Source organism: Salinicola sp. JS01, from assembly GCF_030284585.1.
GTDB lineage: Bacteria > Pseudomonadota > Gammaproteobacteria > Pseudomonadales > Halomonadaceae > Salinicola.
The window spans coordinates 1,451,503-1,476,915 of sequence record NZ_CP127244.1 but is presented as its reverse complement, the minus strand read 5'-3'; the positions used below and the strand labels follow the sequence as shown (position 1 = coordinate 1,476,915).

Here is a 25,413-nt window from a genome sequence, read left to right as displayed (position 1 = left end):
TTCAGCCGCCGAGCCGCAGCCGATAGCGATAGCGCCCGTCCTCTTCGCTCTGCTCGATCAGCTCGTGACCCAGAAAGCTGCAGAACTTGGGAATGTCGCGCGTCGTCGCGGGGTCGGTGGCAATCACCTGCAGAATCTGCCCCGGCTGCATATCGCGCACCTTGTTGTGCATCAGCATGATCGGCTCCGGGCAGTAGAGCCCTTGGGTGTCGAGCGTCTCTTCCTGCGCTGTGTCCTGACTCTGCATGTCGCCCTCCTCCGGCGCCGTCATTCGTCGATCCGCACGTGCACGGTGACTTCTTCACGATCATGATACAGGTGGCGGCAGGCGATGGTCGCCCTGACACCATTGGCATGCAGCGTCTCCTCCAACCGGATCAGGCAGCGTCGCACTTCGTCCCAGCGCTTCTTCATCGGCAGCTTGAGATTGAAGATCGCTTCTCGACACCAGCGCCGCATCAGCCAGCGCTCGACCATGTCGATCACCCGCATCGGCTTGTCGACGATATCGCAGACCAGCCAGTCCAGACGATAAGGCGGCTCCCAGACGAAGCCATCCTCGCGCAGATGCTCGACCTGGCCGGAGGCCATCAGGGCCTTGTCCATGGGGCCGTTATCGATGGCATAGACGAACAGCCCCTTGCGCACCAGCTGATAGGTCCAGCCGCCGGGAGCCGCGCCGAGATCGACCGCCTGCATCGCGGAAGAGAGCCGGGTCTCCCAACTCTCCCGCGGGATGAAGGTATGCCAGGCCTCCTCCAGCTTGAGGGTGGAGCGACTAGGGGCATCGGCGGGGTGGCGCAGACGCAGCACACCGCCGGGGTGTTCACTGCGATTGCCGGGAAAGCTGATTCCCACCTGGACGCGATCGCCGGCCAACCAGAACAGATGCAACCGTCGACCGCCGGCCTTACGGCGCAGCCCGCCGCCGCGCTTCAGCGCGCTCTCCAGCGGGCGGCTGAGTGACTTCGCCAAGCGCCCCAGCGCCTTGCCATCATTGGTATCCGGGGTCTCGTGCCAGACCGCCTCGAAGCTCCAGCCGCTCTCCTCGACCAGGCCGGCAATCGGCGAGATCCGATCTTCCCGATCCAGGGTCAGCGGCATGAAGGCCACCAGCGACTGACGCGCGAAGACCAGGGACGCCAGCGGCAGCTGGCGATGCACGGCGTTGGCCGGGCCAGACTCGGTCTGCCAGCAGACGAAGCCGCTATCGGGTTCGGCCAGGGCGACATGCCCCAGCTCACCGGCCGCCGCGGTGCGCTCGGTAATCTCCGCAGCCAGGTCGGATTCGAAACCGGCCCGACAGTAAAGCAGCCATGCGTTGGGGACTTGGCTCACACTCGCCTCTTCTTTCGGATACTCATCAATCGTGGGCGACACGATACCACGTGTCGCCAGGGAGCAGGTGCTGTCCCAGAAAGTCCGGCGTCGATACCGCCATATCGATGCCCAAAACGCACGAACCCCGGCCTGAGCCGAGGGTTCGTTCGATGCCTGCCGGTTTTCCGTGTGCGTTGCTGGGGTTACCGATCAATGAGTCAGGGAAAGCCCCAAAACGAGTGAACCCCAGCCTCTCTCGAGGCTGGGGTTCCGGTATCGATGCCTGACAGGCTCTCTTATCACGCTCGGGGCGGCGCTCCGCGACTTGACGCGTCTCATCCTGAGACTTGCCCTTCGGGCCCGCTGAAGCGGTTCCCGTTCGTTCCCGACGAACGGGTCCAGGGAGAGACCCCTAAACGAATGAACCCCCGGCATGAGCCGGGGGTTCTGGTATAGGTGCCTGACGATGACCTACTCTCACATGGGGAGACCCCACACTACCATCGGCGCTAAGCGGTTTCACTTCTGAGTTCGGCATGGAATCAGGTGGTTCCCACTCGCTATGGTCGTCAGGCAAAACTGACGTCGACATGAACCTGTGACACGCTTTCACGCGCCGGCTTCACATCGACCAATCTGGATCATGCTGATGATACGTCTCTTGCCTATCCGGCCATTGTCGCGATGTGATCGCCCGACCCAGACCCCTTGGGGTTATATGGTCAAGCCTCACGGGGCATTAGTACACGTTAGCTCAACGCCTTGCAGCGCTTCCACACCGTGCCTATCAACCAGCTCGTCTTGCTGGACCCTTTAGGAGACTCGAAGTCTCAGGGAGATCTCATCTTGAAGGGGGCTTCCCGCTTAGATGCCTTCAGCGGTTATCCCGTCCGCACATAGCTACCCGGCAGTGCCACTGGCGTGACAACCGGAACACCAGAGGTGCGTCCACTCCGGTCCTCTCGTACTAGGAGCAGCGCTTCTCAAATCTCCAACGCCCACGGCAGATAGGGACCGAACTGTCTCACGACGTTCTAAACCCAGCTCGCGTACCACTTTAAATGGCGAACAGCCATACCCTTGGGACCGACTTCAGCCCCAGGATGTGATGAGCCGACATCGAGGTGCCAAACACCGCCGTCGATGTGAACTCTTGGGCGGTATCAGCCTGTTATCCCCGGAGTACCTTTTATCCGTTGAGCGATGGCCCTTCCATACAGAACCACCGGATCACTAGAACCTACTTTCGTACCTGCTCGACGTGTCTGTCTCGCAGTTAAGCACCCTTATGCTCTTGCACTCAATGCACGATTTCCAACCGTGCTGAGGGTACCTTCGTGCTCCTCCGTTACTCTTTCGGAGGAGACCGCCCCAGTCAAACTACCCACCACACACTGTCCTTACACCGGATCACGGTGCGAAGTTAGAACGCCAATGATGCCAGGCTGGTATTTCAAGGTTGGCTCCACCGCAACTGGCGTCACGGTTTCCAAGCCTCCCAGCTATCCTACACAAGCAACATCAGCGTCCAGTGTGAAGCTATAGTAAAGGTTCACGGGGTCTTTCCGTCTAGCCGCGGGTACACAGCATCTTCACTGCGATTTCAATTTCACTGAGTCTCGGGTGGAGACAGCGTGGCCATCATTACGCCATTCGTGCAGGTCGGAACTTACCCGACAAGGAATTTCGCTACCTTAGGACCGTTATAGTTACGGCCGCCGTTTACCGGGGCTTCGATCAGGAGCTTCGCTTGCGCTAACACCATCAATTAACCTTCCGGCACCGGGCAGGCGTCACACCCTATACGTCCGCTTACGCGTTAGCAGAGTGCTGTGTTTTTAATAAACAGTTGCAGCCACCTGGTATCTTCGACCGGTTCGCGCTAGGAGAGCGAGTCTCTTCACGCTACGCCGGCGCACCTTCTCCCGAAGTTACGGTGCCATTTTGCCTAGTTCCTTCACCCGAGTTCTCTCAAGCGCCTTGGGATTCTCACCCTGACCACCTGTGTCGGTTTGGGGTACGGTCGCATGTGATCTGAAGCTTAGAGGCTTTTCCTGGAAGCGTGGCATCGATGACTTCCGGACCGTAGTCCGTTCGTCTCGTCTCTCGGCCTTGAGAGCCCGGATTTGCCTAAGCTCTCAGCCTACTGACTTTCACCAGGACAACCAACGCCTGGCTCACCTAGCCTTCTTCGTCCCCCCATCGCAACCACATCCGGTACGGGAATATTGACCCGTTTCCCATCGACTACGCTTTTCAGCCTCGCCTTAGGGGCCGACTCACTCTGCTCCGATTGACGTAGAACAGAAACCCTTGGTCTTCCGGCGGGGGAGGTTTTCACTCCCCTTGTCGTTACTCATGTCAGCATTCGCACTCGTGATACCTCCAGCATGCTTCTCAACACACCTTCGCAGGCTTACACGACGCTCCTCTACCGCTCATCCAGAGGATGAACCCGTAGCTTCGGCATCTGGTTTGAGCCCCGTTACATCTTCCGCGCAGGCCGACTCGACTAGTGAGCTATTACGCTTTCTTTAAAGGATGGCTGCTTCTAAGCCAACCTCCTAGCTGTCTATGCCTTCCCACATCGTTTCCCACTTAACCAGAATTTGGGGGCCTTAGCTGACGGTCTGGGTTGTTTCCCTTTTCACGACGGACGTTAGCACCCGCCGTGTGTCTCCCACGCTCTACTCACCGGTATTCGGAGTTTGCCTCGGGTTGGTAACCCGGGATGGGCCCCTAGCCGAAACAGTGCTCTACCCCCGGCGGTAATACGTGAGGCGCTACCTAAATAGCTTTCGAGGAGAACCAGCTATCTCCGAGCTTGATTAGCCTTTCACTCCGATCCACAGCTCATCCGAATCTTTTTCAACAGATCCCGGTTCGGGCCTCCAGTCAGTGTTACCTGACCTTCACCCTGGCCATGGATAGATCGCCCGGTTTCGGGTCTATATCCAGCGACTGGTCGCCCAGTTAAGACTCGATTTCTCTACGCCTCCCCTATACGGTTAAGCTCGCCACTGAATATAAGTCGCTGACCCATTATACAAAAGGTACGCGGTCACAGAACGAGTCTGCTCCCACTGCTTGTACGCACACGGTTTCAGGATCTATTTCACTCCCCTCTCCGGGGTTCTTTTCGCCTTTCCCTCACGGTACTGGTTCACTATCGGTCAGCCAGGAGTATTTAGCCTTGGAGGATGGTCCCCCCATGTTCAGTCAAGGTTTCACGTGCCCCGACCTACTCGATTTCACAGGATCAGGTTTTCGACTACGGGGCTATCACCCGCTATGGCCGGACTTTCCAGACCGTTCGTCTAACCAGTCACCTGCTTAAGGGCTACTCCCCGTTCGCTCGCCGCTACTGGGGGAATCTCGGTTGATTTCTTTTCCTCGGGGTACTTAGATGTTTCAGTTCCCCCGGTTCGCTTCCCAACACCTATGGATTCAGTGTGGGATACCCAGCTTATGCTGGGTGGGTTTCCCCATTCGGACATGCCCGGGTCACAGGTTGTTTGCCACCTCACCGAGCCTTTTCGCAGGCTACAACGTCCTTCATCGCCTCTGGCTGCCAAGGCATCCACCGTGTGCGCTTAATCGCTTGACCATATAACCCGAAGGAGTCTGGTCGCGCGATCACAACGACAATTGCCGGATACGCTTGAGACGTATCACTTTTCGCTCTTCGCCATTCCAACTACGAATGGTGAAGAACTGTCAGCATGATCCACATTGTTAAAGAGCGTTTAGAGCAGAAGCTCTAAGCGATCGACTCGGTCGCGGTGAGCGACGAAGCGGATGGCTTAGAACTCGGTGACTGTGTGGCGTGGGCCAACGGGGAACGATTTGGTGGAGCCAAGCGGGATCGAACCGCTGACCTCCTGCGTGCAAGGCAGGCGCTCTCCCAGCTGAGCTATGGCCCCAGATAATCCAGCTATCTGGATAATTTTCGTCATGACAAGGCGTTTCACGGTGAAGCATAGCCTGCTATGCGAGCCGGGAAACAACGCGGTCATGGCGTAAATTTGGTGGGTCTGGGCCGATTCGAAAAACCCCGCGACCTCACCCTCTCTTTCGACACCCCGGGGGTGCGCTCTAACCAACTGAGCTTGAGATGGTGGGTCTGGGCCGATTTGAACGGCCGACCTCACCCTTATCAGGGGTGCGCTCTAACCAACTGAGCTACAGACCCGTTGGTCACTGGGCGGCTTTCGAGAGCCTTTCCACAGTCTTTGCTCTTGGTCGATCAGGTAATTGATTGTGAGCGCTTATCTCGCGATCCGCTAATCGTTTAAGGAGGTGATCCAGCCGCAGGTTCCCCTACGGCTACCTTGTTACGACTTCACCCCAGTCATGAACCACACCGTGGTGATCGCTCCCCCGAAGGTTAAGCTAACCACTTCTGGTGCAGTCCACTCCCATGGTGTGACGGGCGGTGTGTACAAGGCCCGGGAACGTATTCACCGTGACATTCTGATTCACGATTACTAGCGATTCCGACTTCACGGAGTCGAGTTGCAGACTCCGATCCGGACTGAGGCCGGCTTTCTGGGATTCGCTCCACCTCGCGGTCTCGCAACCCTTTGTACCGGCCATTGTAGCACGTGTGTAGCCCTACCCGTAAGGGCCATGATGACTTGACGTCGTCCCCACCTTCCTCCGGTTTGTCACCGGCAGTCTCCTTAGAGTTCCCACCATTACGTGCTGGCAAATAAGGACAAGGGTTGCGCTCGTTACGGGACTTAACCCAACATTTCACAACACGAGCTGACGACAGCCATGCAGCACCTGTCTCAGAGTTCCCGAAGGCACCAAGGCATCTCTGCCAAGTTCTCTGGATGTCAAGGGTAGGTAAGGTTCTTCGCGTTGCATCGAATTAAACCACATGCTCCACCGCTTGTGCGGGCCCCCGTCAATTCATTTGAGTTTTAACCTTGCGGCCGTACTCCCCAGGCGGTCGACTTATCGCGTTAACTGCGCCACTAAGTCCTTAAAGGTCCCAACGGCTAGTCGACATCGTTTACGGCGTGGACTACCAGGGTATCTAATCCTGTTTGCTACCCACGCTTTCGCACCTCAGTGTCAGTGTCAGGCCAGAAGGCCGCCTTCGCCACTGGTATTCCTCCCGATCTCTACGCATTTCACCGCTACACCGGGAATTCTACCTTCCTCTCCTGCACTCTAGTCTGGCCGTTCCGGATGCCGTTCCCAGGTTGAGCCCGGGGCTTTCACAACCGGCGTGCCAAACCACCTACGCGCGCTTTACGCCCAGTAATTCCGATTAACGCTCGCACCCTCCGTATTACCGCGGCTGCTGGCACGGAGTTAGCCGGTGCTTCTTCTGCGAGTGATGTCCTTCTTGACGGGTATTAGCCGCCAAGCCTTCTTCCTCGCTGAAAGTGCTTTACAACCCGAGGGCCTTCTTCACACACGCGGCATGGCTGGATCAGGCTTGCGCCCATTGTCCAATATTCCCCACTGCTGCCTCCCGTAGGAGTCTGGGCCGTGTCTCAGTCCCAGTGTGGCTGATCATCCTCTCAGACCAGCTACAGATCGTCGCCTTGGTGAGCCATTACCTCACCAACCAGCTAATCCGACATAGGCTCATCCGATAGCGCAAGGTCCGAAGAGCCCCTGCTTTCTCCCGTAGGACGTATGCGGTATTAGCCTGGGTTTCCCCAGGTTATCCCCCACTATCGGGCAGATTCCTATGCATTACTCACCCGTCCGCCGCTCGCCACCAGGGAGCAAGCTCCCCGTGCTGCCGCTCGACTTGCATGTGTTAGGCCTGCCGCCAGCGTTCAATCTGAGCCATGATCAAACTCTTCAGTTAAAAGTCTGATAGTCCTTACCTCTTCTCTGCCCGAAGACAGAAGAAGCGAAGCGGACCAAACTTGGTTCAAGGTCAAACGAATCTTAGACGAGTCGCTTGCCTTGATATGCTGTGACTGGCGTCACGCAAGACAAGCGCCCACATCAATTACCTGATCGATTGTTAAAGAGCGTCCTTACTTGAAGTCTCGTCTCACGTAGAGTACCGAGCCTTCTGCCGCGTCCCGAAAGTGACTCAAGTGCTTGTCAGCGCTTGCTTTCTGGGTCGCCGCAAGGAGAGGCGTATTTTAAGGATCTTGGCGAAGATGTCAACGTCTTTCTTGTCGACTTTCGCCCGGTTCACGTTGCTGCTTGAGAACCGATCCTGGAAAAGCGAGGGGCATATTTTGCCGCCTCCGAGGCTAAGTGTCAATCGATTTTTTCAATCTTTTCAACAGCTTAGCTAGCTTTCCTGCTGTCTCTGAGAACCTGTCTCGGCGTCAGCGGTATGTACTTTACGGCGCGTGGCGGCGCCTGACAACCCCTGAGGCCAAAAAATGTCATCGCCTTCATTAAACTGTCATCGATGCCGAGAAAACCCGAGCGTGGGCTAGCACCACAACGCCCCGGCATACGGCGGTTTCAGATGACCCAGAGATCCATGAAAGCGGCAACCGAGGTCGACTCGAGCGCCTCCTGGTTCTTGCACAGGCTAAAGATGGTATTGCAGCGCGCGGCCGGGAAGCGCGTGGCCAGATTGCGCTGGAACTTCTTCTCGAGCAGCGGGATGCCCGCCTCGCGGCGGCGACGATGACCGATCGGATATTCGACCGCCACTTGCTCGGTGTGCGAACCATCCTTGAAGAAGACCTGGATCGCGTTGGCGATGGAGCGCTTGTCCGCCTCCAGATACTCACGGGTGTAGCGCGGCTCTTCCTGAATGGTCATCTTCTCACGCAGCTCATCGATGATCGGATGCGCCCGATGGAAGTCGTCCTCGTAGTGCTCGGCGATCAGATCACCGAACGCCAGCGGCACCGCAATCATGTACTGCAGACAGTGATCGCGGTCGGCAGGGTTAGCCAGTTCCCCCACCTTGGAGATGATGCGGATCGCCGACTCGTGGGTGGTGACGACGATACGCTCGATCTCGTCGAGACGATCACGCACCTGCGGGTGCAGCGTCACCGCGGCCTCGGCGGCGGTCTGGGCATGGAACTCCGCGGGGAAGCTGATCTTGAACAGCACGTTCTCCATGACGTAGCTGCCGTACGCCTGGCTGACCCGGAAGCAGCGCTCCGCCTCGGGCTTGAGCGCCTGATCCTTGTTGGTCTTGCTGAAGAGGACATCATAGAAGCCCCACTGCGGCGCCGAGAGCACACCGGGGATGCCCATTTCGCCACGCATCGCGATGTCGGCCAGACGCACGGCTCGCGAGGAGGCATCCCCCGCTGCCCAGCTCTTGCGTGAACCGGCATTGGGCGCATGGCGATAGGTACGCAGGCTCTGGCCATCGACGAAGGCGTGCGACAGCGCCGCCAGCAGCTGCTCGCGATCAGCCCCCATCAGCTTGGCCACCACTGCGGTAGAGGCCACCTTCACCAGCACCACGTGGTCGAGCCCGACACGGTTGAACGAGTTCTCCAGCGCCAGTACGCCCTGAATCTCGTGCGCCATGACCATGGCTTCCAGCACGTCGCGCATGGTCAGCGGCGTTTCCCCTCGTGCCAGGCGCACCTGCGAGAGCGAATCCGCCACCGCCAGAATGCCTCCCAGATTGTCCGAGGGGTGGCCCCACTCCGCCGCTAACCAGGTATCGTTGTAATCGAGCCAGCGGATGATGCAGCCGATATCCCATGCCGCCTTGACCGGGTCGAGCGTCAATCGAGTCCCGGGTACCCGTGCCCCATTGGGCACCACCGTGCCTTCGACCAGCGGCCCCAGATGCTTGGTGCACTCGGGGAAGCGCAGCGCCAGCAGGCCACAGCCCAGGGTGTCCATCAGGCAGTTGCGCGCGGTATCCAGCGCTTCACGGCTCTCTACCCGATAGCCAAGGACATAGTCCGCGATGGCCTGCAGTTCGGGATCGTAATCCGGGCGCTGGTTGAGATCGACATTGGCACTCATGCAGTGACGTCCTCGTCTAGGAGAGAAGGGCGACGTCGACGCGCCGCCTCGAAGATCGGTTGGCAGGCAGCGTCTCAGCGCTGCTCGAGAGGCACCCAGGCGCGCTTGTCGGGGCCGACATAATCGGCACTCGGGCGGATGATGCGGTTGTTGGCACGCTGTTCGAAGACGTGTGCGCACCATCCGGTCAGCCGCGAGCAGACGAAAATCGGAGTGAACAGCTTGGTCGGAATCCCCATGAAGTGGTAGGCGCTGGCGTGGTAGAAGTCGGCGTTGGGGAACAGTTTCTTCTCCCGCCACATCACTGAATCGACCCGCTCGGACACCGCATAGAGATGGGTGTCGCCGACATCCTCGGCGAGCTGACGCGCCCAGGCCTGAATGATCGGGCTGCGCGGATCGGATTCACGGTAAATGGCATGGCCGAACCCCATGATCTTGTCCTTGCGCTCGAGCATGCCGAGAATCTGCCGTTCGGCCTCGTCGGGCGACGACCAGCGGCTGATCATCTCCATCGCAGCCTCGTTGGCGCCGCCGTGGAGCGGACCACGCAACGAACCGATGGCGCCGGTGACACAGCTGTGCAGATCGGAAAGCGTAGAGGCACAGACCCGCGCGGTGAAGGTCGAGGCGTTGAACTCGTGCTCGGCATAGAGAATCAGCGAGACGTTCATCACCCGTGCGTGCAGCTCGGAGGCAGGCTTGCCATGCAGCAGGTGGAGGAAGTGCCCGCCCACCGAGGTATCGTCGGTCTCGGTCTCGATCCGCTCACCGAAGTGCGAATAGCGATACCAGTAGTTGAGCATCGAGGGCATCACCGCCAGCAGACGGTCGGCATGCGCCTGCTGCTCTTCCAGTCGCTGCTCGGTCTCGAGGTTGCCCAGCATCGAGGTGCCGGTGCGCAACACATCCATCGGATGGGCGTCGGAAGGAATCTGCTCCAGTACTTTCTTCAACGCCTCGGGGAGGCCACGCGAACGCTGCAACCGCGAGATGTAGTCATCCAGCTCCTGGCGTGTCGGCAGTTCGCCCTTGAGCAGCAGATAGGCGACCTCCTCGAAGCGCGCCTTCTCCGCCAGTTCCTGAATGTCGTAACCGCGATAGGTCAGGCCCGAACCACTCTTGCCCACCGTGCAGATTTCAGTATTGCCGGCGCTCTGACCGCGCAGTCCAGTACTCTTGATCGTTTCCGCCATGAGAGTCTCCCGCCGCTCGGCCGCGGCCTTGGTCTTGCATGCGTTGGGGGAACGCTGTCTCCATATCCGCGCGGATACGGCGCGCCCGTGGGGCTATTCGGCATTCCCCTTGTCGAACAGGGCATCGAGCTTGCGCTCATAGGTGTGGTAATCGAGGAAGTCGTAAAGTTCCTCGCGGGTCTGCATCATGCCGACCACGTCGCGCTGATGCCCCTTGGCGTGGATATCCTGATAGACCTTGAGCGCCGCGGCATTCATGGCGCGGAACGCCGACAGCGGATAGAGCACCAGGCGACACCCCACCTCGCCCAGCTCCTGCTGGGTGAACAGGGGTGTGGCGCCGAATTCGGTGATATTGGCCAGGATCGGCGCGTCGACGCCCTCGCAGAAAGCGCGGTAGTCATCCAGCGTGTGCACCGCTTCGGCGAAGATCGCATCCGCCCCCGCCTCGACGCAGGCGTTGGCGCGCTCGATCGCCGCCGCCAGCCCCTCCTTCTGGAAGGCATCGGTGCGCGCGATGAGGTAGAAGGCCGCATCCTGGCGCGCATCCGCCGCCGACTTGATGCGATCGACCATCTCACTCTGGGAGACGATCTCCTTGTTGGGGCGATGTCCGCAGCGCTTCTGCGCCACCTGATCCTCGAGATGCACCGCAGCGACACCGGCCCGCCCCATCTCCTTGATGGTCCGAGCGATGTTAAAGGCGCCCCCCCAGCCGGTATCGATATCCACCAACAGCGGGAGATCACTGGCGCCGGTGATGCGCCGGGCGTCCTCGGCGACGTCGTTGAGCGTCGTCATGCCCAGATCGGGCAGTCCGAACGAGGCATTGGCGACGCCACCGCCGGACAGGTAGATCGCCTGATGCCCCACGGCCTGGGCCATCATGGCACTGTAGGCGTTGATCGTACCCACCACCGCCAGCGGACGGTGGGCATCGAGGGCGGCGCGGAAACGGGCGCCGGGCGTCGACTGTGACATTTCACTCTCCTTCGTCTTGGTCTCTCTATCGATCCGTTTACCCACCGCTCGCCCCATTCGAAGCGCGACTCACCATATCCGGACCGCGACTCACCTCGCCCCGAACCGCCACCCCGCGTCTATCTCAACGGCCGGAGTGCTTGACGGACGTCGCCGTGGTATCAGCGGAAGCCACCTTCTCCTCGCCCAGCGTCAGCGCATAGCTCGCCGCCACGTTCTCGCGGGAGGCGCTGACATGGCGCCGCATCAGCAGTTCGGAGAGTTCGGCGTCCCCGGCTTCTATCGCATCGACGATACGGTGGTGCTCGACGAACGCGCGCTGCGGACGCTTGCCGCTGGCGCTGAACTGGGTGCGATAGAGCCGCACCAGGTAGTAGAGGTCGTCGCACAGAATCGTCATCAGCATCCGGTTATGGCTGCCCTGGACGATCCGGTAGTGGAAATCGAGGTCCCCTTCACGCTGATAGTAGGCCTCACCGCTGGCCAGGTCGCCCTGCCGCTCGTGAACCGCCAGCACCTCACGCAACCCCGCGATCTCTTCCGCGGTCATGTGCTGGGCGGCCAGTCTCGCCGCCATGCTCTCGAGCGCTTCGCGCACGTCGAACAGCTCCAGCAGCTCGTCCATCGACAGCTTGACCACGCGCGCGCCGACATGCGGCACGCGCTCGATCAGGCGATAGGTTTCGAGGCGGCGCATCGCCTCACGCAGGGGGCCGCGTGAAATGCCGTAGCGCGACGATAGCTCGGGCTCGGTGATGCGTGTCCCCGGGGGGAGTTCCCCGCGCACGATCGCCCGCTGCAATTGATGAAACACCCGCTCGGCCAGCGTCCTGACTTCCGGCAGGTCGGCATCGCCCTGGGGTGTCGATGAAAGATCGTCGGTCATCTTGATTGTTAACAATTACCTGGAATAAGGGTCATGGTAGAAAGAATGTTTCGCCAGGGCAATCAAAAATAGCCCACAGAAACGCCACTTTAGTCGCAGAGCGATACGTCACTCAAGAGTCATTGTCTACAATCCTACAAGCCATCGCCCTTCTCTCACGCGCGGCCCGACACGGCCAACGCGCCCGCCATGGTACGTCTCTCGGCGACGCGCTCGGCGGCGGCGTCACGGATATCGGCGCATCGACTCCCGGGTCGCCCAGGGACAATGCAACGGTGGTGAAAGCAGCGCGCGCTTAGGGTCTCGCTCATCCGCGCCGCGCCCGATACACTCGCGCCAAACCATCCTTTCATCCGGGTCCGCGTCGCCCTCGCGAGGCACGCGAGTCCCCGTGTACCGAGTACCCCAGGCATGCCAGAGGCGCGACCCCAACTCGCTATCACCGAACTCCCCTACGCCAGCGACCCGGCTCACCACTTCGCCGCGCTGCGCCAGCGGCCGGGCGCCGTGCTGCTCGATAGTGGCCGCCCGGCCGCGCCGGGGGGACGCTTCGACATCCTCACCAGCGACCCGCTCTATACCCTGAGCGTGGACGAAGCCGGCGTGCACTGCGATAACGGCGTGCCGCCGCTGCCCTCGGCGCCGTTCGCAGCGCAGCGCGAGCTGCTCGACCATGCCCTGAAGCATGACCTGCCGCAGATACCGGAAGCCCTCGTCGGCACCCTCGACGAGCTGCCGTTCATCGGCGGGCTGCTCGGCTACTGGAGCTACACCTTGGCGCGCGATCATCGGCCACAGGGCAGTCCGGCCGAGTCGCGACCCGGCCCCGATCTGCCCCACGCCCGCCTGGGACTCTACGACTGGGCGCTGATCCAGGACCATCAGACCCAGCGGACCTGGTTGGTGGCCAGCCCAGAGCGCCGTCGCCTGGTCGAGCGCTGGCTGGCGATGCCACCACCGCAGGATGAGGACATCGTACTGACGCAGCCCTTCGTCAGCGACATCGATCGTACCGGTTACGGTGAGCGCTTCCGCCGCGTGATCGACTATCTGCATGCCGGCGACTGCTATCAGGTCAATCTCGCCCAGCGTTTTACCGCACGCTTTCGCGGCGATACCTGGCACGCCTACCGCCGCCTGCGTCGGGCAACGCCTACGCCCTACGGCGGCTATCTACGCTGGGATGACAAGGCGATCGCCTCGCTCTCCCCGGAGCGCTTCGTCAGAGTCGCTGACGGGCAGGTGGAGACGCGCCCGATCAAGGGCACGCGGCCACGCGGGGAGACGCCTCAGGCCGATGCAGCACTGGCCCGGGCGCTCCAAGAGAGCCCCAAGGACCGCGCCGAGAATGTGATGATCGTCGATCTGCTGCGCAACGACCTGGGACGGGTCTGTCGCTTCGGCAGCGTGCACGTACCGCGACTGTGCGCCCTGGAGAGCTATGCCAACGTCCACCATCTGGTCAGCGTGGTGCGCGGCGAGCTGAGCTCGGAAGCCAGCGCGCTGGATCTGCTCGCCGCCGCTTTTCCCGGCGGCTCGATCACCGGCGCCCCCAAGCGGCGGGCCATGCAGATCATCGACCAGCTCGAACCCAGCCAGCGCAGCGTCTACTGCGGCAGCCTCGGCTATGTCGACCGCCGCGGACATCTGGATACCTCGATCGCCATTCGCACGCTGGTGGCGGATGGTGACACCCTGCACCTTTGGGGCGGCGGCGGCGTGGTAGCCGACTCCGACGAGGAAGAAGAGTACCGCGAGACACTGGCCAAGATCGGGCGCCTGATGTCCGCCCTGGACTCTACGAGCAACGCGGACCCAGGGGCCGCGGCGGAAACCGCCGAGAACGCGGATCTCAATAACCAAAACATCTAGATACGACCACATACTTGGCAAAAACGTTATATATCGTTCTAACCAAACGGTATTGGTCAATGCAAAACCCACGTTGCTAGAGTGCCAGCATCCGTTTCACCTCTTCCCTCATCCCGTGTACGGCCGGTCCAGCACCGGCCCGCCGGCCCAGGAGCTTGCCATGGCATTGGATCTCGACGCCCTCAACCGCGATATCGGTCACGACCCGCTGGCGATCACCGAATTCGCGCTGGGGCTGGATCAGACCGCAATCTGCACCACCAACTTCCGCCCCTTCGAGGCGGTCATCCTGCATCTGGTCACCCGGGTGCGCCCCGATATCCCGGTGGTGTGGATGGACAGCGGCTACAACACCCCGGCGACCTATCGCTTCGCCGACGAGTTGACCCGTCTGCTCAATCTCAATCTGAGCATCTATCATCCGCGTCGCTCGCGCGCCCACCGCGAGTCGCTCGAAGGGCCGATGCCGACCATCGACGATCCCGGCCATGCCGCCTTCACCGAAGAGGTCAAGCTCGAACCCTTCCGCCGCGCGCTGGCAGAAGCCGCGCCCGACGTCTGGTTCACCGCCCTGCGCGCCGAGGACACCCCAGAACGTTCGCGCATGCAGCCGCTGTCGCGTAACGCCGATGGCCTGCTCAAGGTCGCCCCGGTGCTGCACTGGAACGCCAAGCAGATGTATCAGTACCTGCAAGCGCACGACCTGCCCAACAACTTCGACTACTTCGACCCGACCAAGGTGGAAGACAAGCGTGAGTGCGGGCTGCACCTGCAGCACTGAGTGCCGGCGCCCTCAGCCGCCCCCCTGCCACCAACGCCACCAACGACGAAGCCCGCCGAATGGCGGGCTTGTGCTATAGATGCTGTCACGCCTGCCACCTAGAGCACCGGCAGCTCCACATCCTTGAACAGCTCCCCCTCATGCCGCGGCCCCGCCGCCAGCGCCGCCTCGACGGTGTCGCGGTCGAGATGCGGTGCCAGGCGCTTGACGAAGTCATACATGTAGCTGCGCATGAAGGTACCGCGGCGAATGCCGATCTTGGTGGTCGAGCTCTCGAACAGATGCGAAGCGTCCACCGCGACCAGGTCGGCATCGGCCACCGGATCGACCGCCATATGGGCGACGATACCGACACCCAGCCCGAGACGCACATAGGTCTTGATCACATCCGAGTCGGCAGCGGTCAGCACCACGTTGGGTGTCAACCCCCGCGACTTGAAGGCATCGTCGAGCTGGGAGCGCCCGGTAAAGCCGAACACGTAGGTAACCAGTGGATGCTCAGCCACGCGCTCCAGGGTCAGCTCGCCACTCGCCAGCGGATGCCCCTTGGGCATCAGCACACAGCGGTTCCAGCGATAACAGGGCAGCAATACCAGATCGTTGAAGAGCTCGAGGGACTCGGTGCAAATGGCGAAGTCTGCAGTGCCATCGCTGACCATCTGCGCGATCTGCTTGGGCGTGCCCTGCTGCATATGCAGCGCCACGTCAGGATACTGCTGGCGAAATTCACCGATCACTCCGGGCAGCACGTAGCGCGCCTGAGTGTGGGTCGTAGCGATGGCCAGGCTGCCGCGACGTTCGTCGCTGTGCTCCTGGGCCACATGCTTGATATCGTCGACCGTGCGCAGCACCTTGCCGGCGAGCTCGACGATCGCCTCCCCCGCCGGCGTCACCCGGGTCAGGTGCTTGCCGCTGCGCGCAAAGATCTCGACGCCGAGCTCGTCCTCCAGCAGCCGGATCTGCTTGGAGATCCCGGGTTGCGAGGTGAACAGGCTCTGTGCCGTGGCCGACACATTGAGCTGGTGGCGCGTCACTTCCCAGATATAGCGCAGTTGCTGGAGCTTCATGAGCGACCTCGTGACGATGCGTAACGCACAATGGCATAAGAAAACGGATTGCGATTACTTTACGCTATAAGTGACGAGGGGTGAAGCGGCGATCGCACCGGTTTTTCGGGTATGAGAAACTGCTGTTTAATAACCTGGCGCTATCGTTGTCATAACCAGAGCGATTTGCCAGCACCCTGGCCAAGGGCTAACATCGCACCCATACGCTCTCTTCACGAGCGCAAATGTCTACAGGAGTTACCGCATGTCCAACAACGTCGATGTCACCACCGCGAATTTCGAGCAGGAAGTGCTCAAGTCCGACAAGCCGGTGCTGCTGAAGTTCTGGGCCCCGTGGTGCGGCCCGTGCAAGATGATGGCTCCGGTCGTCGATGAGGTGGCCGACGAGAAGGCCGACGCCATCAAGGTCGTCAGTGTCAACGTCGACGACGCCCCGGAGATCGCCTCCGAGCACGGCGTGCGCGGCGTACCCACCGTGATGCTGTTCAAGTCCGGCGCCAAGGTCGCCTCGCTGGTCGGCGCGCAGTCCAAGTCGCAGCTGACCCAGTTCATCGAGCAGAACGGCTGATATCTAGCCAGCGGCGCTCGGTAGCCTCCGTAGCGCTCAGCAGAAAGCCGCTTCGCTTGCTAAAAAGCCGCCCTCTCCGGGGCGGCTTTTTTGTGGCTCGTCTCTCTGCGGACTTCACGGGTCGAGCTCCTCCTCGAGCTCATCCAGCGCCTGCTGGGTCTTGCGCAGCCGCCGCTGGCGCCGCTCCGAAGGCCCCAGCATCTTGGCGATCCAGCGCGTCTCGGGATGACTATCCAGCGCTATCTTCAGCGTCATCGTCAACGGTACCGAAAGCAGCATGCCCACCGGTCCCAGAATCCAGCCCCAAACAACCAGCGACAGAAAGGCCACCAGGGTCGATAGCCCCATGGTTCGCCCCATGACTCGCGGTTCGACCAGGTTGCCGATCACGAAGTTGATCGCCAGATAGGCGCCCGAAAGCGTGAGCGCCTTGACCATCCCCCCGTCCGGCATCGACAGGGTCAGCAGTACCGGCGGCACCGCCGCGATCACCGAGCCGATGTTGGGGATGTAGTTGAGAATGAAGGCCAGCGCGCCCCACAGCAGGGCGAACTCGACCCCCACCAGCCAGGCCGCCAGCGTCACCAGTGCCCCGGTGATCAGGCTGACCACCGTCTTGACCGCCATATAGCGCTTGAGGTTGTGACTGAACTCGGTGAAGCGCTCCAGACTGGGCCCCGGATTGGCCAGGGCACGCGCCACCTTCTGGCGGAAATCGAGCGTCTCGAACAGCATGAAGTTGACCATCAACAGGATCACCAGGCTCTGCGACAGCACCACACCCAGCCCGCTCAGGAAGACCGAGATCCAGCCCTTATCCTGGGAGTCGTCGATCATGCTGGAGAGCTCCCGCGGCGAGACCGACATCCCCTGATGCGCCAGCCACTCGAGCAGATTCAGATAGTGCCCCTGCAACTCCTGCTGCATCTCGGGCCAGCGCTCCATGAACATGGCGACACTGTTGCCCAGCAGAGTGCCGAACAGCGCCAGCAACCCGCCCAGAATCAGCAGCGTGATCAGCACCGCGGCGTAGGAGTTCATGCCGCGGCGATAGAGCCAATGCACCGGTGAGGCGCAGATCACGGCGATGAAGATCGACAGCAGGATCGGAATGATCAGCGCCTCGGCCGCGCGCAGGCCCGACACGATGATCGTCAGCGATGCCAGTGTCAGCATCAGATGAAAGGGTATGTTGCGAAACGCCGGTTCCTGCCCTGGCGACATGGTCAGCCCATCCTTGTGGCACGTCCTGTGTTGCCAGACACTACCACGAACCGATACGGCGTTCGCTGACTCAGGTCAACTCTCGCCTCTCGGTAGAGCCCGAGTACCGCCCGCCACCGGAGAGAGCCACGAACGGCCGCGCCAGACACGCAAGCGCCCCGGCCGCTGGGGCCGGGGCGCAAGACAGGACAGCGAGGCTCAGCCGTAGCGGCCGGTGATGTAGTCCTCGGTGCGGCTCTCCTTGGGCTGGGTGAAGATCTTGGTGGTATCGTCGCACTCGATCAGACTACCCAGGTACATGAAGGCGGTGATGTCGGAAATTCGCGCCGCCTGCTGCATGTTGTGGGTCACGATGACGATCGTGTAGTCCTTCTTGAGCTCGTTGATCAGATCCTCGATGTAACCGGTGGAGATCGGGTCGAGAGCCGAGGTGGGCTCGTCGAGCAGGATCACTTCCGGCTTCACCGCAATGGTACGCGCAATGCACAGACGCTGCTGCTGACCGCCGGAGAGTGCCTGGCCGCTCTGCTTGAGCTTGTCCTTGACCTCCTCCCACAGGGCGGCCTTGCGCAGCGCCCACTCGACCCTCTCCTCCAGCTCGCGCTGGGACAGTTTTTCGTAGAGCCGAATCCCGAAGGCGACGTTATCGAACACCGTCATCGGGAACGGCGTCGGCTTCTGGAACACCATGCCGATGCGCGCGCGCAACAGGTTCAGGTCGACCCCGGAGCCGTAGATATCGTGGCTGTCGAGCAGGATCTGCCCTTCCGTACGAATCCCCTCGTAGAGATCGTGGATGCGGTTGAAGCAGCGGATCAGGGTCGACTTGCCGCAGCCGGAGGGCCCGATGAACGCCGTCACCTGGCGCTCGGGGATCTCCATGGTGATGTTTTTGAGCGCCTGAAACTGGCCGTAGTAGAGGTTCAGGTCCTTGACGCGAAGCTTGGACGCGGCCCGTGCCTGGGAAGCGTTCGGCGCCTCGGCAGCGTTCGGGTTGGCGTTGAGATTGAAATCGACGGTCATGGCAGTCTCTTGGCGAAAGTCAGGTGCGTTGACGCGAGAAGTAACGCGCCGCGATGTTGAGGATCAGAATGGCGGCCGTCAGGATCAGCGCCCCACCCCACGCCAGCGATACCAGGTCAGGGATAAAGGCGTTGATCGTCATGTTCTGGTAGATGGTCATCGGCAGGTTGGCCATCTCATTGTCGAGATTGAAGAAGTTCCACTGGTTGGAGTTCAGCGAGGTGAACAGCAGCGGTGCCGTCTCGCCACTGATACGGGCGAACCCGAGCAGGATACCGGTCAGAATGCCGGCACGCGCACCGCTGTAGCAGACACGCACGATGATCCACCAGCGATGGGCACCCAGCGCCGCCGCCGCCTCGCGCAGCGAGTTGGGAATCAGGCGCAGCATGTCTTCGGTGGAGCGAATCACCACCGGCACGATGATCACCGTGAGCGACAGCACCCCGGCCCAGGCGGAGAAGCTGCCCATGGGCACCACCACCACCGCGTAGATGAACAGACCGATGATGATCGAGGGTGCCGACAGCAGGATGTCGTTGATGAAGCGGATCACCTTGGGCAGCAGGCCCTTGTTGCCATACTCCGCCAGCCAGGTACCCGCGGCCACGCCGATCACGGTGCCGAGGACGGTGGCCAGCGAGGTCATCATGAAGGTCCCCCAGATCGCATTGCCCAGGCCTCCACCGTTCATACGCGTGCGCTCGATGAAGATCGAGGGCGAGATCGCACTGAGCCCCTTGGTCACGAGCGTCAAAAGGATCGCGAACAGGAATACGAATCCGATCAGGGTGGCACCGATACAGGCGGCCATGACCAGGCGGTTGAGCAGCTTGCGCCGGCGATAGAGCGGCGTCGTGTGAGTCTGCATCGTCTCTCTCCTCTCGGCTCAGGCGTGGCGGCCGGTGCTGTTGCGCAGCAGATAGCGCGCGAACGCCAGCACGGCGAAGGTGATCAAGAACAGAATCAGGCCGAGTGCCAGCAGCGCCGAGCGCTGGGTACCGTCCGACTCGGAGAACTGGTTGGCGATCAGGGCCGCGATCGAGGTGCCCTGCCCGGTGAGCGTGGTGTTCAGGAACAGGTTGTTGCCGATCACGAAGGTCACCGCCATGGTCTCGCCCAGGGCCCGCCCCAGCCCGAGTACCACACCCCCCACCAGGCCGCCCTTGACCGAGGGCAGGATGACCCGGCGTGCGACTTCCCAGGTGGTGCAGCCGAGGCCGTAGGCGGATTCACGCATCACCGCCGGCACCGTGTTGATGACGTCGCGGCTCACCGCGGTGATGAACGGAATGATCATCACCGCCAGAATGATGCCGGCCGTGGCCAGGCCGGTGCCCGCGGGAAATACCGAGGGGAACCAAGTACGCAGCAGCGGAGCCAGCACTTCCATGCCCCACATGCCGTAGATGATCGAAGGGATACCGGCCAGCAGCTCGATCAAGGTACTGAGAGGCTGGCGCAGCACGTTCGGGCAGCGCTCGGTCAGGAAGATGGCGATGCCGAAGGAGATGGGAACCGCAATGACGATCGCAATCAAGGAGGTCAGCAGGGTTCCGTAGATGGCGGGCAAGGCGCCGAACACTTCGACGTTGGCCGCCCAGCGATTCTCGGTGAAGAACTCCAGGCCGTAGCGCTCGAGCGCCGGCCAGCTGGAAGCGATCAGCGAGGCGATGATCGCCCCGAGTAGCAGCAGAACCGCGAAGGCGAAGGCAAACAGCGTGCGCTCGAACCACACGTCGATGCGTGCCTTGCGCTGGAGCCGCTTACGGGTGGCCTCGCTCAGTCCGCCCAGACCGCCGCCGGTTTGAATCGCTTGGGGGGTGGCCATGTCAGTTCCTCGTCGGCTTGCCACGCTGCCGCCGGAGGTAGCGGCAGTACTGTGTCGTTGCATACGCGCTCGTCACTCACGCGTTTATTGCAGATTCGATCGTTCGATACACGATCGCGACGGGAGCTCTGAGCACTCGCCGTCGCGATCGGGGCTCAAGGGGTTACTGCTTCCAGACGGCTTCGCCGTTCGGACCCTTGATCTCGCTCCAGCTCTCACGAACCATGTCGGCTACGTTCTTCGGCATCGGCACGTAGTCGAGCTTCTTGGCCATCTCGTCGCCGTTGCTATAGGCCCAGTCGAAGAACTCGAGCGCCTGGCGCGCGGCATCCACGTCCTGCACTTTCTTGTGCATCAGGATGAAAGAGGCACCAGTGATCGGCCAGCTGTTGTCACCCGGCTGATTGGTCAGCACCAGGTACATGCCCGGGGCGTTCTTCCAGTCGGCGTTGGCGGCAGCGGCCATGAACGAATCCATGTCGGGTGCCACGGTCTTGCCGGCCTTGTTCTTCAGGTGCACCAGGTGCAGATCGTTCTGGGCGGCGTAGGCGAACTCGACGTAGCCGATGGCGCCATTGGTGTTGGCGATCTGGCTGGCGACGCCCGCATTGGCCTTGGCCCCGACGCCCGCCGGCCATGCCACCGACTTGCCCTCGCCCACAGTGTTGGCGAAGTCTTTGCTGACCTGCGACAGATAGTGGGTGAACAGGAAGTTGGTGCCCGACCCCTCAGCGCGATAGACCGGGGTGATCTTGGTGTCGGGCAGCTTCATGTCCGGATTCAGCTTGGCGATGGCTTCATCGTTCCAGCTGGTGATCTTGCCCTGGTAGATGTCGGCCAGCGTCTTGCCGTCCAGATTGATCGCGCCGTCGATGCCGTCGACGTGGAATGCCGCGACCACACCGCCCATGACCATCGGCCACTGCAGCAGACCGTTCTTGTCCAGTTCTTCCTTGGTCATCGGCGCATCGCTGGCACCGAAGGTCACGGTCTTGGCGGTGATCTGCTGAATGCCGCCGCCGGAACCGATGGCCTGATAGTTGAGGCCAACGCCGGACTTGTCCTGATAGGCATCCGCCCACTGGGAGTAGACCGGATAGGGGAAGGTCGCGCCGGCGCCGGTGATGGCTTCCTGGGCTTGGACGGCAGCGGCGCCCAGAATCAGGGACCCGGAAACGAGCGTAGCGAAGACATGTTTGAGCATAGCGATATCCTGTTTCCACCTTGGATGGATGCGTGTGCGATAACGACGTTGCGAAGGTTGCCTGCACTCTCAGAACGCCACGTTACGTCAGACGCGTGACACTTTTATGACAGCCTTGTCATCGTCTTGAAAAGTGACATTCGACGAATTGGGTGTGTCAGGTGTATGAAAAACCACCGCACGACCGCAGCTCGCTGGCGATCGCCGGTGATCTCGAGAGCGGCCTCGACTACCGGCCGCAACCTTCGCGGCACCCACACTGCCAAGCCAAGATGACAACAGGATGACAAGGGTCAAGACGCGTAACCGCTTGCACGTATTGAGTAAACAGCATCGACGGTGGGTAAGGTCGGCTGCGAGAGCACAGCCGAACGCACCTGAGGCAAGGGTGAAGAAGGATGATGATGGCTTCAGCGATGGCGGCCGGCGCTACGCCGCCTGACTGTCAGGCGGAGGGTGTCGAGGTACGCTTGAGTGCCGGGCCCGACAGCACGCGGACACCGATATTACCCAGCAGGGTCGCCCCCAGCATGGTCAACACCGTGGGCCAGGCGCTGGCCAGCTCGAAGGCACCGACCAGCGCCCCCGCGACCGCCCCACAGGTGAACTGCAGACAGCCCTGCAGCGCCGTCGCGGTGGCACTCATGCGCGGGAAGTGATCGAGCATGGATGACATGGCGTTAGGGCTGATCAGCCCTTGCATGCCGACGAAGACCACCATCAGCGGCGCCACGCTGTAGATCGAATCCAGCCCCGAGGCGACCAGCGCGACCAGACCGATACCCGCGCTCAGCTGCACGCCGAGCCCCAGCAGCAGGTTCTGCTGCGGCGTGCGGCGCTTGAGCAGGCGGATGTTGAGCCGGCTGGAGGAGGCCATGATCAGGATGTTGGCACCGAACACGAAAGGATAGAGCGTGGTCGAGAGGCCGTAATGCTCCATGTAGAGATAGGGCGAGCCGGTAATGAAGGCGAACATCCCGGCGAACGACATCGATACCGCCCCGATATAGCCCATCGCCTCGCGATGGCGCAGCACGCTGCGATAGTTGCCCAGGATCTGCCCCACCGAGGGCGCGTCGGGGTCGCGCCCATGAGTCTCGGGCAGCAAGCGTCCCAGCAGCCCAAGCACGAACACCGCGTAGAGCGCCAGAAACAGAAAGATCAGCCACCAGTCGGCCAGGTGCAGCAGCGCACTGCCCAGGGCGGGCGCCACCAGCGGCGCCATCATCAGGATCATCACCATGGTCGACATCACCTTGGCCGCCTCGCGCCCGCTGAAGCGGTCACGCACGATCGCCGCGGAGTTGACCACGCAGGCGCCACCGCCGAGCGCCTGGACGAAGCGCCAGCCCCACAGCGTGGCCAGTGAGCCGACCTGTGTCAGCGCTAGACTGGCGAGCAGGAAAACGGCCAGCCCCGTCATCAGCACCGGCTTGCGGCCGAACCGATCGGAGAGCGGTCCGCATACCAGCTGCCCCAGGGCAAAACCGAGCAGGAATATACTCAGCGACAGCTCGGTATGGTGCACGCTGGCGCCGATGGAGGCCGCCAGCGCCGGCATGGCGGGTAGGTAGGCATCGATCGCCAGCGGCGCCAGGGCGGTATTGGCAGCCACCAGCAGTGCCAGACGACGCGCACTGAGCGGCCTCACGCTAGACTCCTCGACAACACGACTTCCTCCTCGCTGCGAGCGGATGAGAGATACCTGATCGCGGGCGTCCGCGGCGCCACACGACAATCGGCCAGCGATGCCGCTGGCACGCAAGATAAAGACACCTGAAGACGGCAGCGGTCAGCGCCGGGACCGATGATCACGCATGCCCGCGATGACGCTCGCGCGAAGAGACAGGCACAGGTGGCGCGCTTTACGGACAGTGACACCGGCCCTGGCACGCGTGGCAGATACGCCCCCGCTCGCGACTCAGAGTCAGTGCGGGGACGCCTTGGCGTGCTGAGACTCGAGCAGCTCGATCAGCGGCTGAAACTCGTGCCGATTGTGCTCGCTCATGTGCATGAGAATACGATGAGCCTCGAGAATGCGCTGCTGAATCGCTTTCTCGTCGGCCTCGACGTGGGGCAGCTCGGCAAGCTCGGCCGGCTCGGTGAGTGGCGCCTCCACCAGTGTGAAGTAACGCGCGAAACCCATCACGTCCAGCATGCGCCGCACGTCCGGATGCTCAGCCACGATCGTCGGCGGCTGCTCCAGCCGCCCACGTACCGCCAGCGCCACCTTGGCCAGAAAGCCCAGCGCCGTGGAGTCGACGTTGGTCGCTTCGCGCAGATCGACCATGACCGCACGCAGGCCCGGCAGATCCGCCAGCCGCTGCGCCTCGGCATCGAGCGTCGCGCACAGCGTCAGGCGGACATCGCCGCAGAGCTTGAGCACGAATACGCCCGACTCGAAGGCCGCCTTGATTCGCCCTTCAATCATGCTCGAAACCACTCAGTGTCATCATGCTGAGATCATCCGGCAGTTGATCTCCCAGCGCCAATCCATCCTTCAGATCGTCGACGCGGGTACAACGTGTCACGCGGCGCTCGAGTTCCTTGAGCCGCGCATCCAGTGAAGCCGCCGGCAGGCATTCGAGCACGCCGTCGGAACAGAACCAGAGCTGGAATCGCTCGGGTAGCGGACAGCCATAGATGGGGTACTCGACATCCGGAAACAACCCCACCGGCGGCCCTTCTCCGCCCAGGTAGCTCGCCCCTTCCTCGCTGACGAGGATCGGCATGGGCAGCTGAGCGCCGAGCGCATAGTGCAGAAAATGGCGCTCATGGTCCAGTACCCCGGCAAAGATCGTGGCGTGCTTGCCGATACCGGTCTCCAGCAGCTCGCGATTGAGCTCGCCCAGCCAGCGCGAGGGAAATGCCTCCGGCAGCAGTGTGCGCCACTGCGACAGCCAGCGGTTGCAGAGATATTTCAGCAGGACAGTGACAAACGCCGAGGAGGCACCGTGGCCGGCGACATCGGCAAAATAGAAGAAGCTGTAGCGCTCGTCACAGCGCTGGAAATCGAGAAAGTCCCCGGAAAGATAGAGCGAGGGCGCGAACCAGTAGTCGCAGCGCACGCCCCGATGGGTCATCCCCGGCGGCGGCAGCAGCTTGCGCTGCACGTGTCCGCCGGCGCGCTGATCCTCACGCAGGATCTCCAGGTGCCGCTCGAGACGATCGTTGAGCGACTGAAGCTCAGCGCGGCTCTCGTCATGGGCGCGGGCCAGCCGGTCGAGATCGAGCGCGCGACACACCAGGCGGCGCAGGATGTCGGCATGCGCCAGCGGCTCGACCAGATAGTCGATCAGCCCGGCGTCCATCGCCTTGTGCAGATCACCGTCGCGGCGACTTTCACTGACCACGATGGTCGGCTGCCCCTGGCTCAGGATCTGCCAGCCATCGTGCGAGACCGCGCGCACGTGCGCCACGACCAGATCGCAGGCTACCGGCAGCGCCGCCAAAGAGTGCGCCGCCACCACGCGCGCATCCAGGCGGGCGATCTCGCCCACCAGCATCTCGCGCTCCCGTCCC

The 25,413-nt window shown here is 61.8% G+C and carries 18 protein-coding genes, 2 tRNA genes and 3 rRNA genes; 3 read left to right on the top strand and 20 right to left on the bottom strand.

Annotated features, from left to right (window positions below):
- Position 1 precedes the first annotated feature (1 nt).
- From tusA to QO259_RS06675, 11 genes are all read right to left on the bottom strand, one after another.
- Positions 2-247, bottom strand: coding sequence for a sulfurtransferase TusA (gene tusA / locus QO259_RS06725; RefSeq protein ID WP_285952252.1), 246 nt, complete (start codon positions 245-247; stop codon positions 2-4).
- A 20-nt stretch (positions 248-267) separates the two neighbouring features.
- Positions 268-1,338, bottom strand: a complete 1,071-nt coding sequence (gene rlmM, locus QO259_RS06720; RefSeq protein ID WP_285952251.1) for a 23S rRNA (cytidine(2498)-2'-O)-methyltransferase RlmM — start codon at positions 1,336-1,338, stop codon at positions 268-270.
- Between the two features lie 440 nt (positions 1,339-1,778).
- A 5S ribosomal RNA gene (rrf, locus tag QO259_RS06715) occupies positions 1,779-1,894 on the bottom strand.
- 144 nt (positions 1,895-2,038) lie between these two features.
- Positions 2,039-4,927 (bottom strand): 23S ribosomal RNA (locus tag QO259_RS06710).
- A gap of 240 nt (positions 4,928-5,167) precedes the next feature.
- A tRNA-Ala gene (locus tag QO259_RS06705) sits at positions 5,168-5,243 on the bottom strand.
- A 192-nt stretch (positions 5,244-5,435) separates the two neighbouring features.
- Positions 5,436-5,512: transfer RNA gene (locus QO259_RS06700), tRNA-Ile, on the bottom strand.
- Between the two features lie 100 nt (positions 5,513-5,612).
- Positions 5,613-7,153 (bottom strand): 16S ribosomal RNA (locus QO259_RS06695).
- Together the 16S, 23S and 5S rRNA genes with 2 tRNA genes alongside form the textbook arrangement of a ribosomal RNA operon.
- A 620-nt stretch (positions 7,154-7,773) precedes the next feature.
- Positions 7,774-9,258 carry a 2-methylcitrate dehydratase gene (prpD, locus tag QO259_RS06690; protein WP_285952250.1) on the bottom strand — a complete coding sequence of 495 codons (1,485 nt, stop codon included), beginning with the start codon at positions 9,256-9,258 and terminating at the stop codon, positions 7,774-7,776.
- Between the two features lie 74 nt (positions 9,259-9,332).
- A complete protein-coding gene (prpC, locus tag QO259_RS06685; protein WP_035476947.1) occupies positions 9,333-10,454 on the bottom strand; it encodes a bifunctional 2-methylcitrate synthase/citrate synthase in 1,122 nt (373 codons plus the stop codon).
- A 93-nt stretch (positions 10,455-10,547) separates the two neighbouring features.
- A complete protein-coding gene (gene prpB, locus QO259_RS06680) occupies positions 10,548-11,435 on the bottom strand; it encodes a methylisocitrate lyase (RefSeq protein ID WP_285952249.1) in 888 nt (295 codons plus the stop codon).
- A gap of 124 nt (positions 11,436-11,559) precedes the next feature.
- Positions 11,560-12,321 carry a GntR family transcriptional regulator gene (locus QO259_RS06675; RefSeq protein WP_285952248.1) on the bottom strand — a complete coding sequence of 254 codons (762 nt, stop codon included), beginning with the start codon at positions 12,319-12,321 and terminating at the stop codon, positions 11,560-11,562.
- Positions 12,322-12,732: 411 nt separating this feature from the next.
- Between QO259_RS06675 and pabB the strand changes: the two genes are divergently transcribed.
- Both pabB and QO259_RS06665 read left to right on the top strand, forming a co-directional pair.
- Positions 12,733-14,193, top strand: a complete 1,461-nt coding sequence (pabB, locus tag QO259_RS06670) for an aminodeoxychorismate synthase component I (RefSeq protein WP_285952247.1) — start codon at positions 12,733-12,735, stop codon at positions 14,191-14,193.
- A gap of 160 nt (positions 14,194-14,353) precedes the next feature.
- Positions 14,354-14,974, top strand: a complete 621-nt coding sequence (locus QO259_RS06665; RefSeq protein WP_035476939.1) for a phosphoadenosine phosphosulfate reductase domain-containing protein — start codon at positions 14,354-14,356, stop codon at positions 14,972-14,974.
- Positions 14,975-15,072: 98 nt separating this feature from the next.
- Here the strand turns inward: QO259_RS06665 and cysB are convergent, their stop codons facing one another.
- On the bottom strand, positions 15,073-16,041 hold the full coding sequence (gene cysB, locus QO259_RS06660; RefSeq protein WP_106420433.1) for an HTH-type transcriptional regulator CysB: 969 nt from the start codon (positions 16,039-16,041) through the stop codon (positions 15,073-15,075).
- A 244-nt stretch (positions 16,042-16,285) separates the two neighbouring features.
- On the opposite strand from cysB, the gene trxA reads away from it, so the two are divergent.
- Positions 16,286-16,609 carry a thioredoxin gene (gene trxA / locus QO259_RS06655; protein WP_035476933.1) on the top strand — a complete coding sequence of 108 codons (324 nt, stop codon included), beginning with the start codon at positions 16,286-16,288 and terminating at the stop codon, positions 16,607-16,609.
- Between the two features lie 114 nt (positions 16,610-16,723).
- On the opposite strand, the gene QO259_RS06650 is transcribed toward trxA, so the two are convergent.
- The 8 genes from QO259_RS06650 to QO259_RS06615 all read right to left on the bottom strand — a co-directional run bounded on the left by QO259_RS06650 (position 16,724) and on the right by QO259_RS06615 (position 25,397).
- The gene (locus QO259_RS06650; protein ID WP_285952246.1) at positions 16,724-17,833 is read right to left on the bottom strand and encodes an AI-2E family transporter; all 1,110 of its coding nucleotides are present in this window, start codon (positions 17,831-17,833) and stop codon (positions 16,724-16,726) included.
- Between the two features lie 198 nt (positions 17,834-18,031).
- Positions 18,032-18,856 (bottom strand): phosphate ABC transporter ATP-binding protein PstB, encoded by an 825-nt coding sequence (gene pstB, locus QO259_RS06645; RefSeq protein WP_081919685.1) that lies wholly within the window; start codon positions 18,854-18,856, stop codon positions 18,032-18,034.
- A 19-nt stretch (positions 18,857-18,875) separates the two neighbouring features.
- Positions 18,876-19,727, bottom strand: a complete 852-nt coding sequence (pstA, locus tag QO259_RS06640) for a phosphate ABC transporter permease PstA (protein WP_207037402.1) — start codon at positions 19,725-19,727, stop codon at positions 18,876-18,878.
- An 18-nt stretch (positions 19,728-19,745) separates the two neighbouring features.
- Positions 19,746-20,687: a phosphate ABC transporter permease subunit PstC gene (pstC, locus tag QO259_RS06635; RefSeq protein ID WP_207037401.1), complete on the bottom strand. Its 942-nt coding sequence runs from the start codon at positions 20,685-20,687 to the stop codon at positions 19,746-19,748.
- A gap of 163 nt (positions 20,688-20,850) precedes the next feature.
- On the bottom strand, positions 20,851-21,891 hold the full coding sequence (gene pstS, locus QO259_RS06630) for a phosphate ABC transporter substrate-binding protein PstS (protein ID WP_035476924.1): 1,041 nt from the start codon (positions 21,889-21,891) through the stop codon (positions 20,851-20,853).
- 445 nt (positions 21,892-22,336) lie between these two features.
- Positions 22,337-23,542: a Bcr/CflA family multidrug efflux MFS transporter gene (locus tag QO259_RS06625; protein WP_285952245.1), complete on the bottom strand. Its 1,206-nt coding sequence runs from the start codon at positions 23,540-23,542 to the stop codon at positions 22,337-22,339.
- Positions 23,543-23,818: 276 nt separating this feature from the next.
- Positions 23,819-24,322, bottom strand: a complete 504-nt coding sequence (locus tag QO259_RS06620) for an STAS domain-containing protein (protein ID WP_285952244.1) — start codon at positions 24,320-24,322, stop codon at positions 23,819-23,821.
- On the bottom strand, positions 24,315-25,397 hold the full coding sequence (locus QO259_RS06615) for a PP2C family protein-serine/threonine phosphatase (protein ID WP_207037417.1): 1,083 nt from the start codon (positions 25,395-25,397) through the stop codon (positions 24,315-24,317). The genes QO259_RS06620 and QO259_RS06615 overlap by 8 nt, the downstream gene beginning before the upstream one ends.
- Positions 25,398-25,413 lie beyond the last annotated feature (16 nt).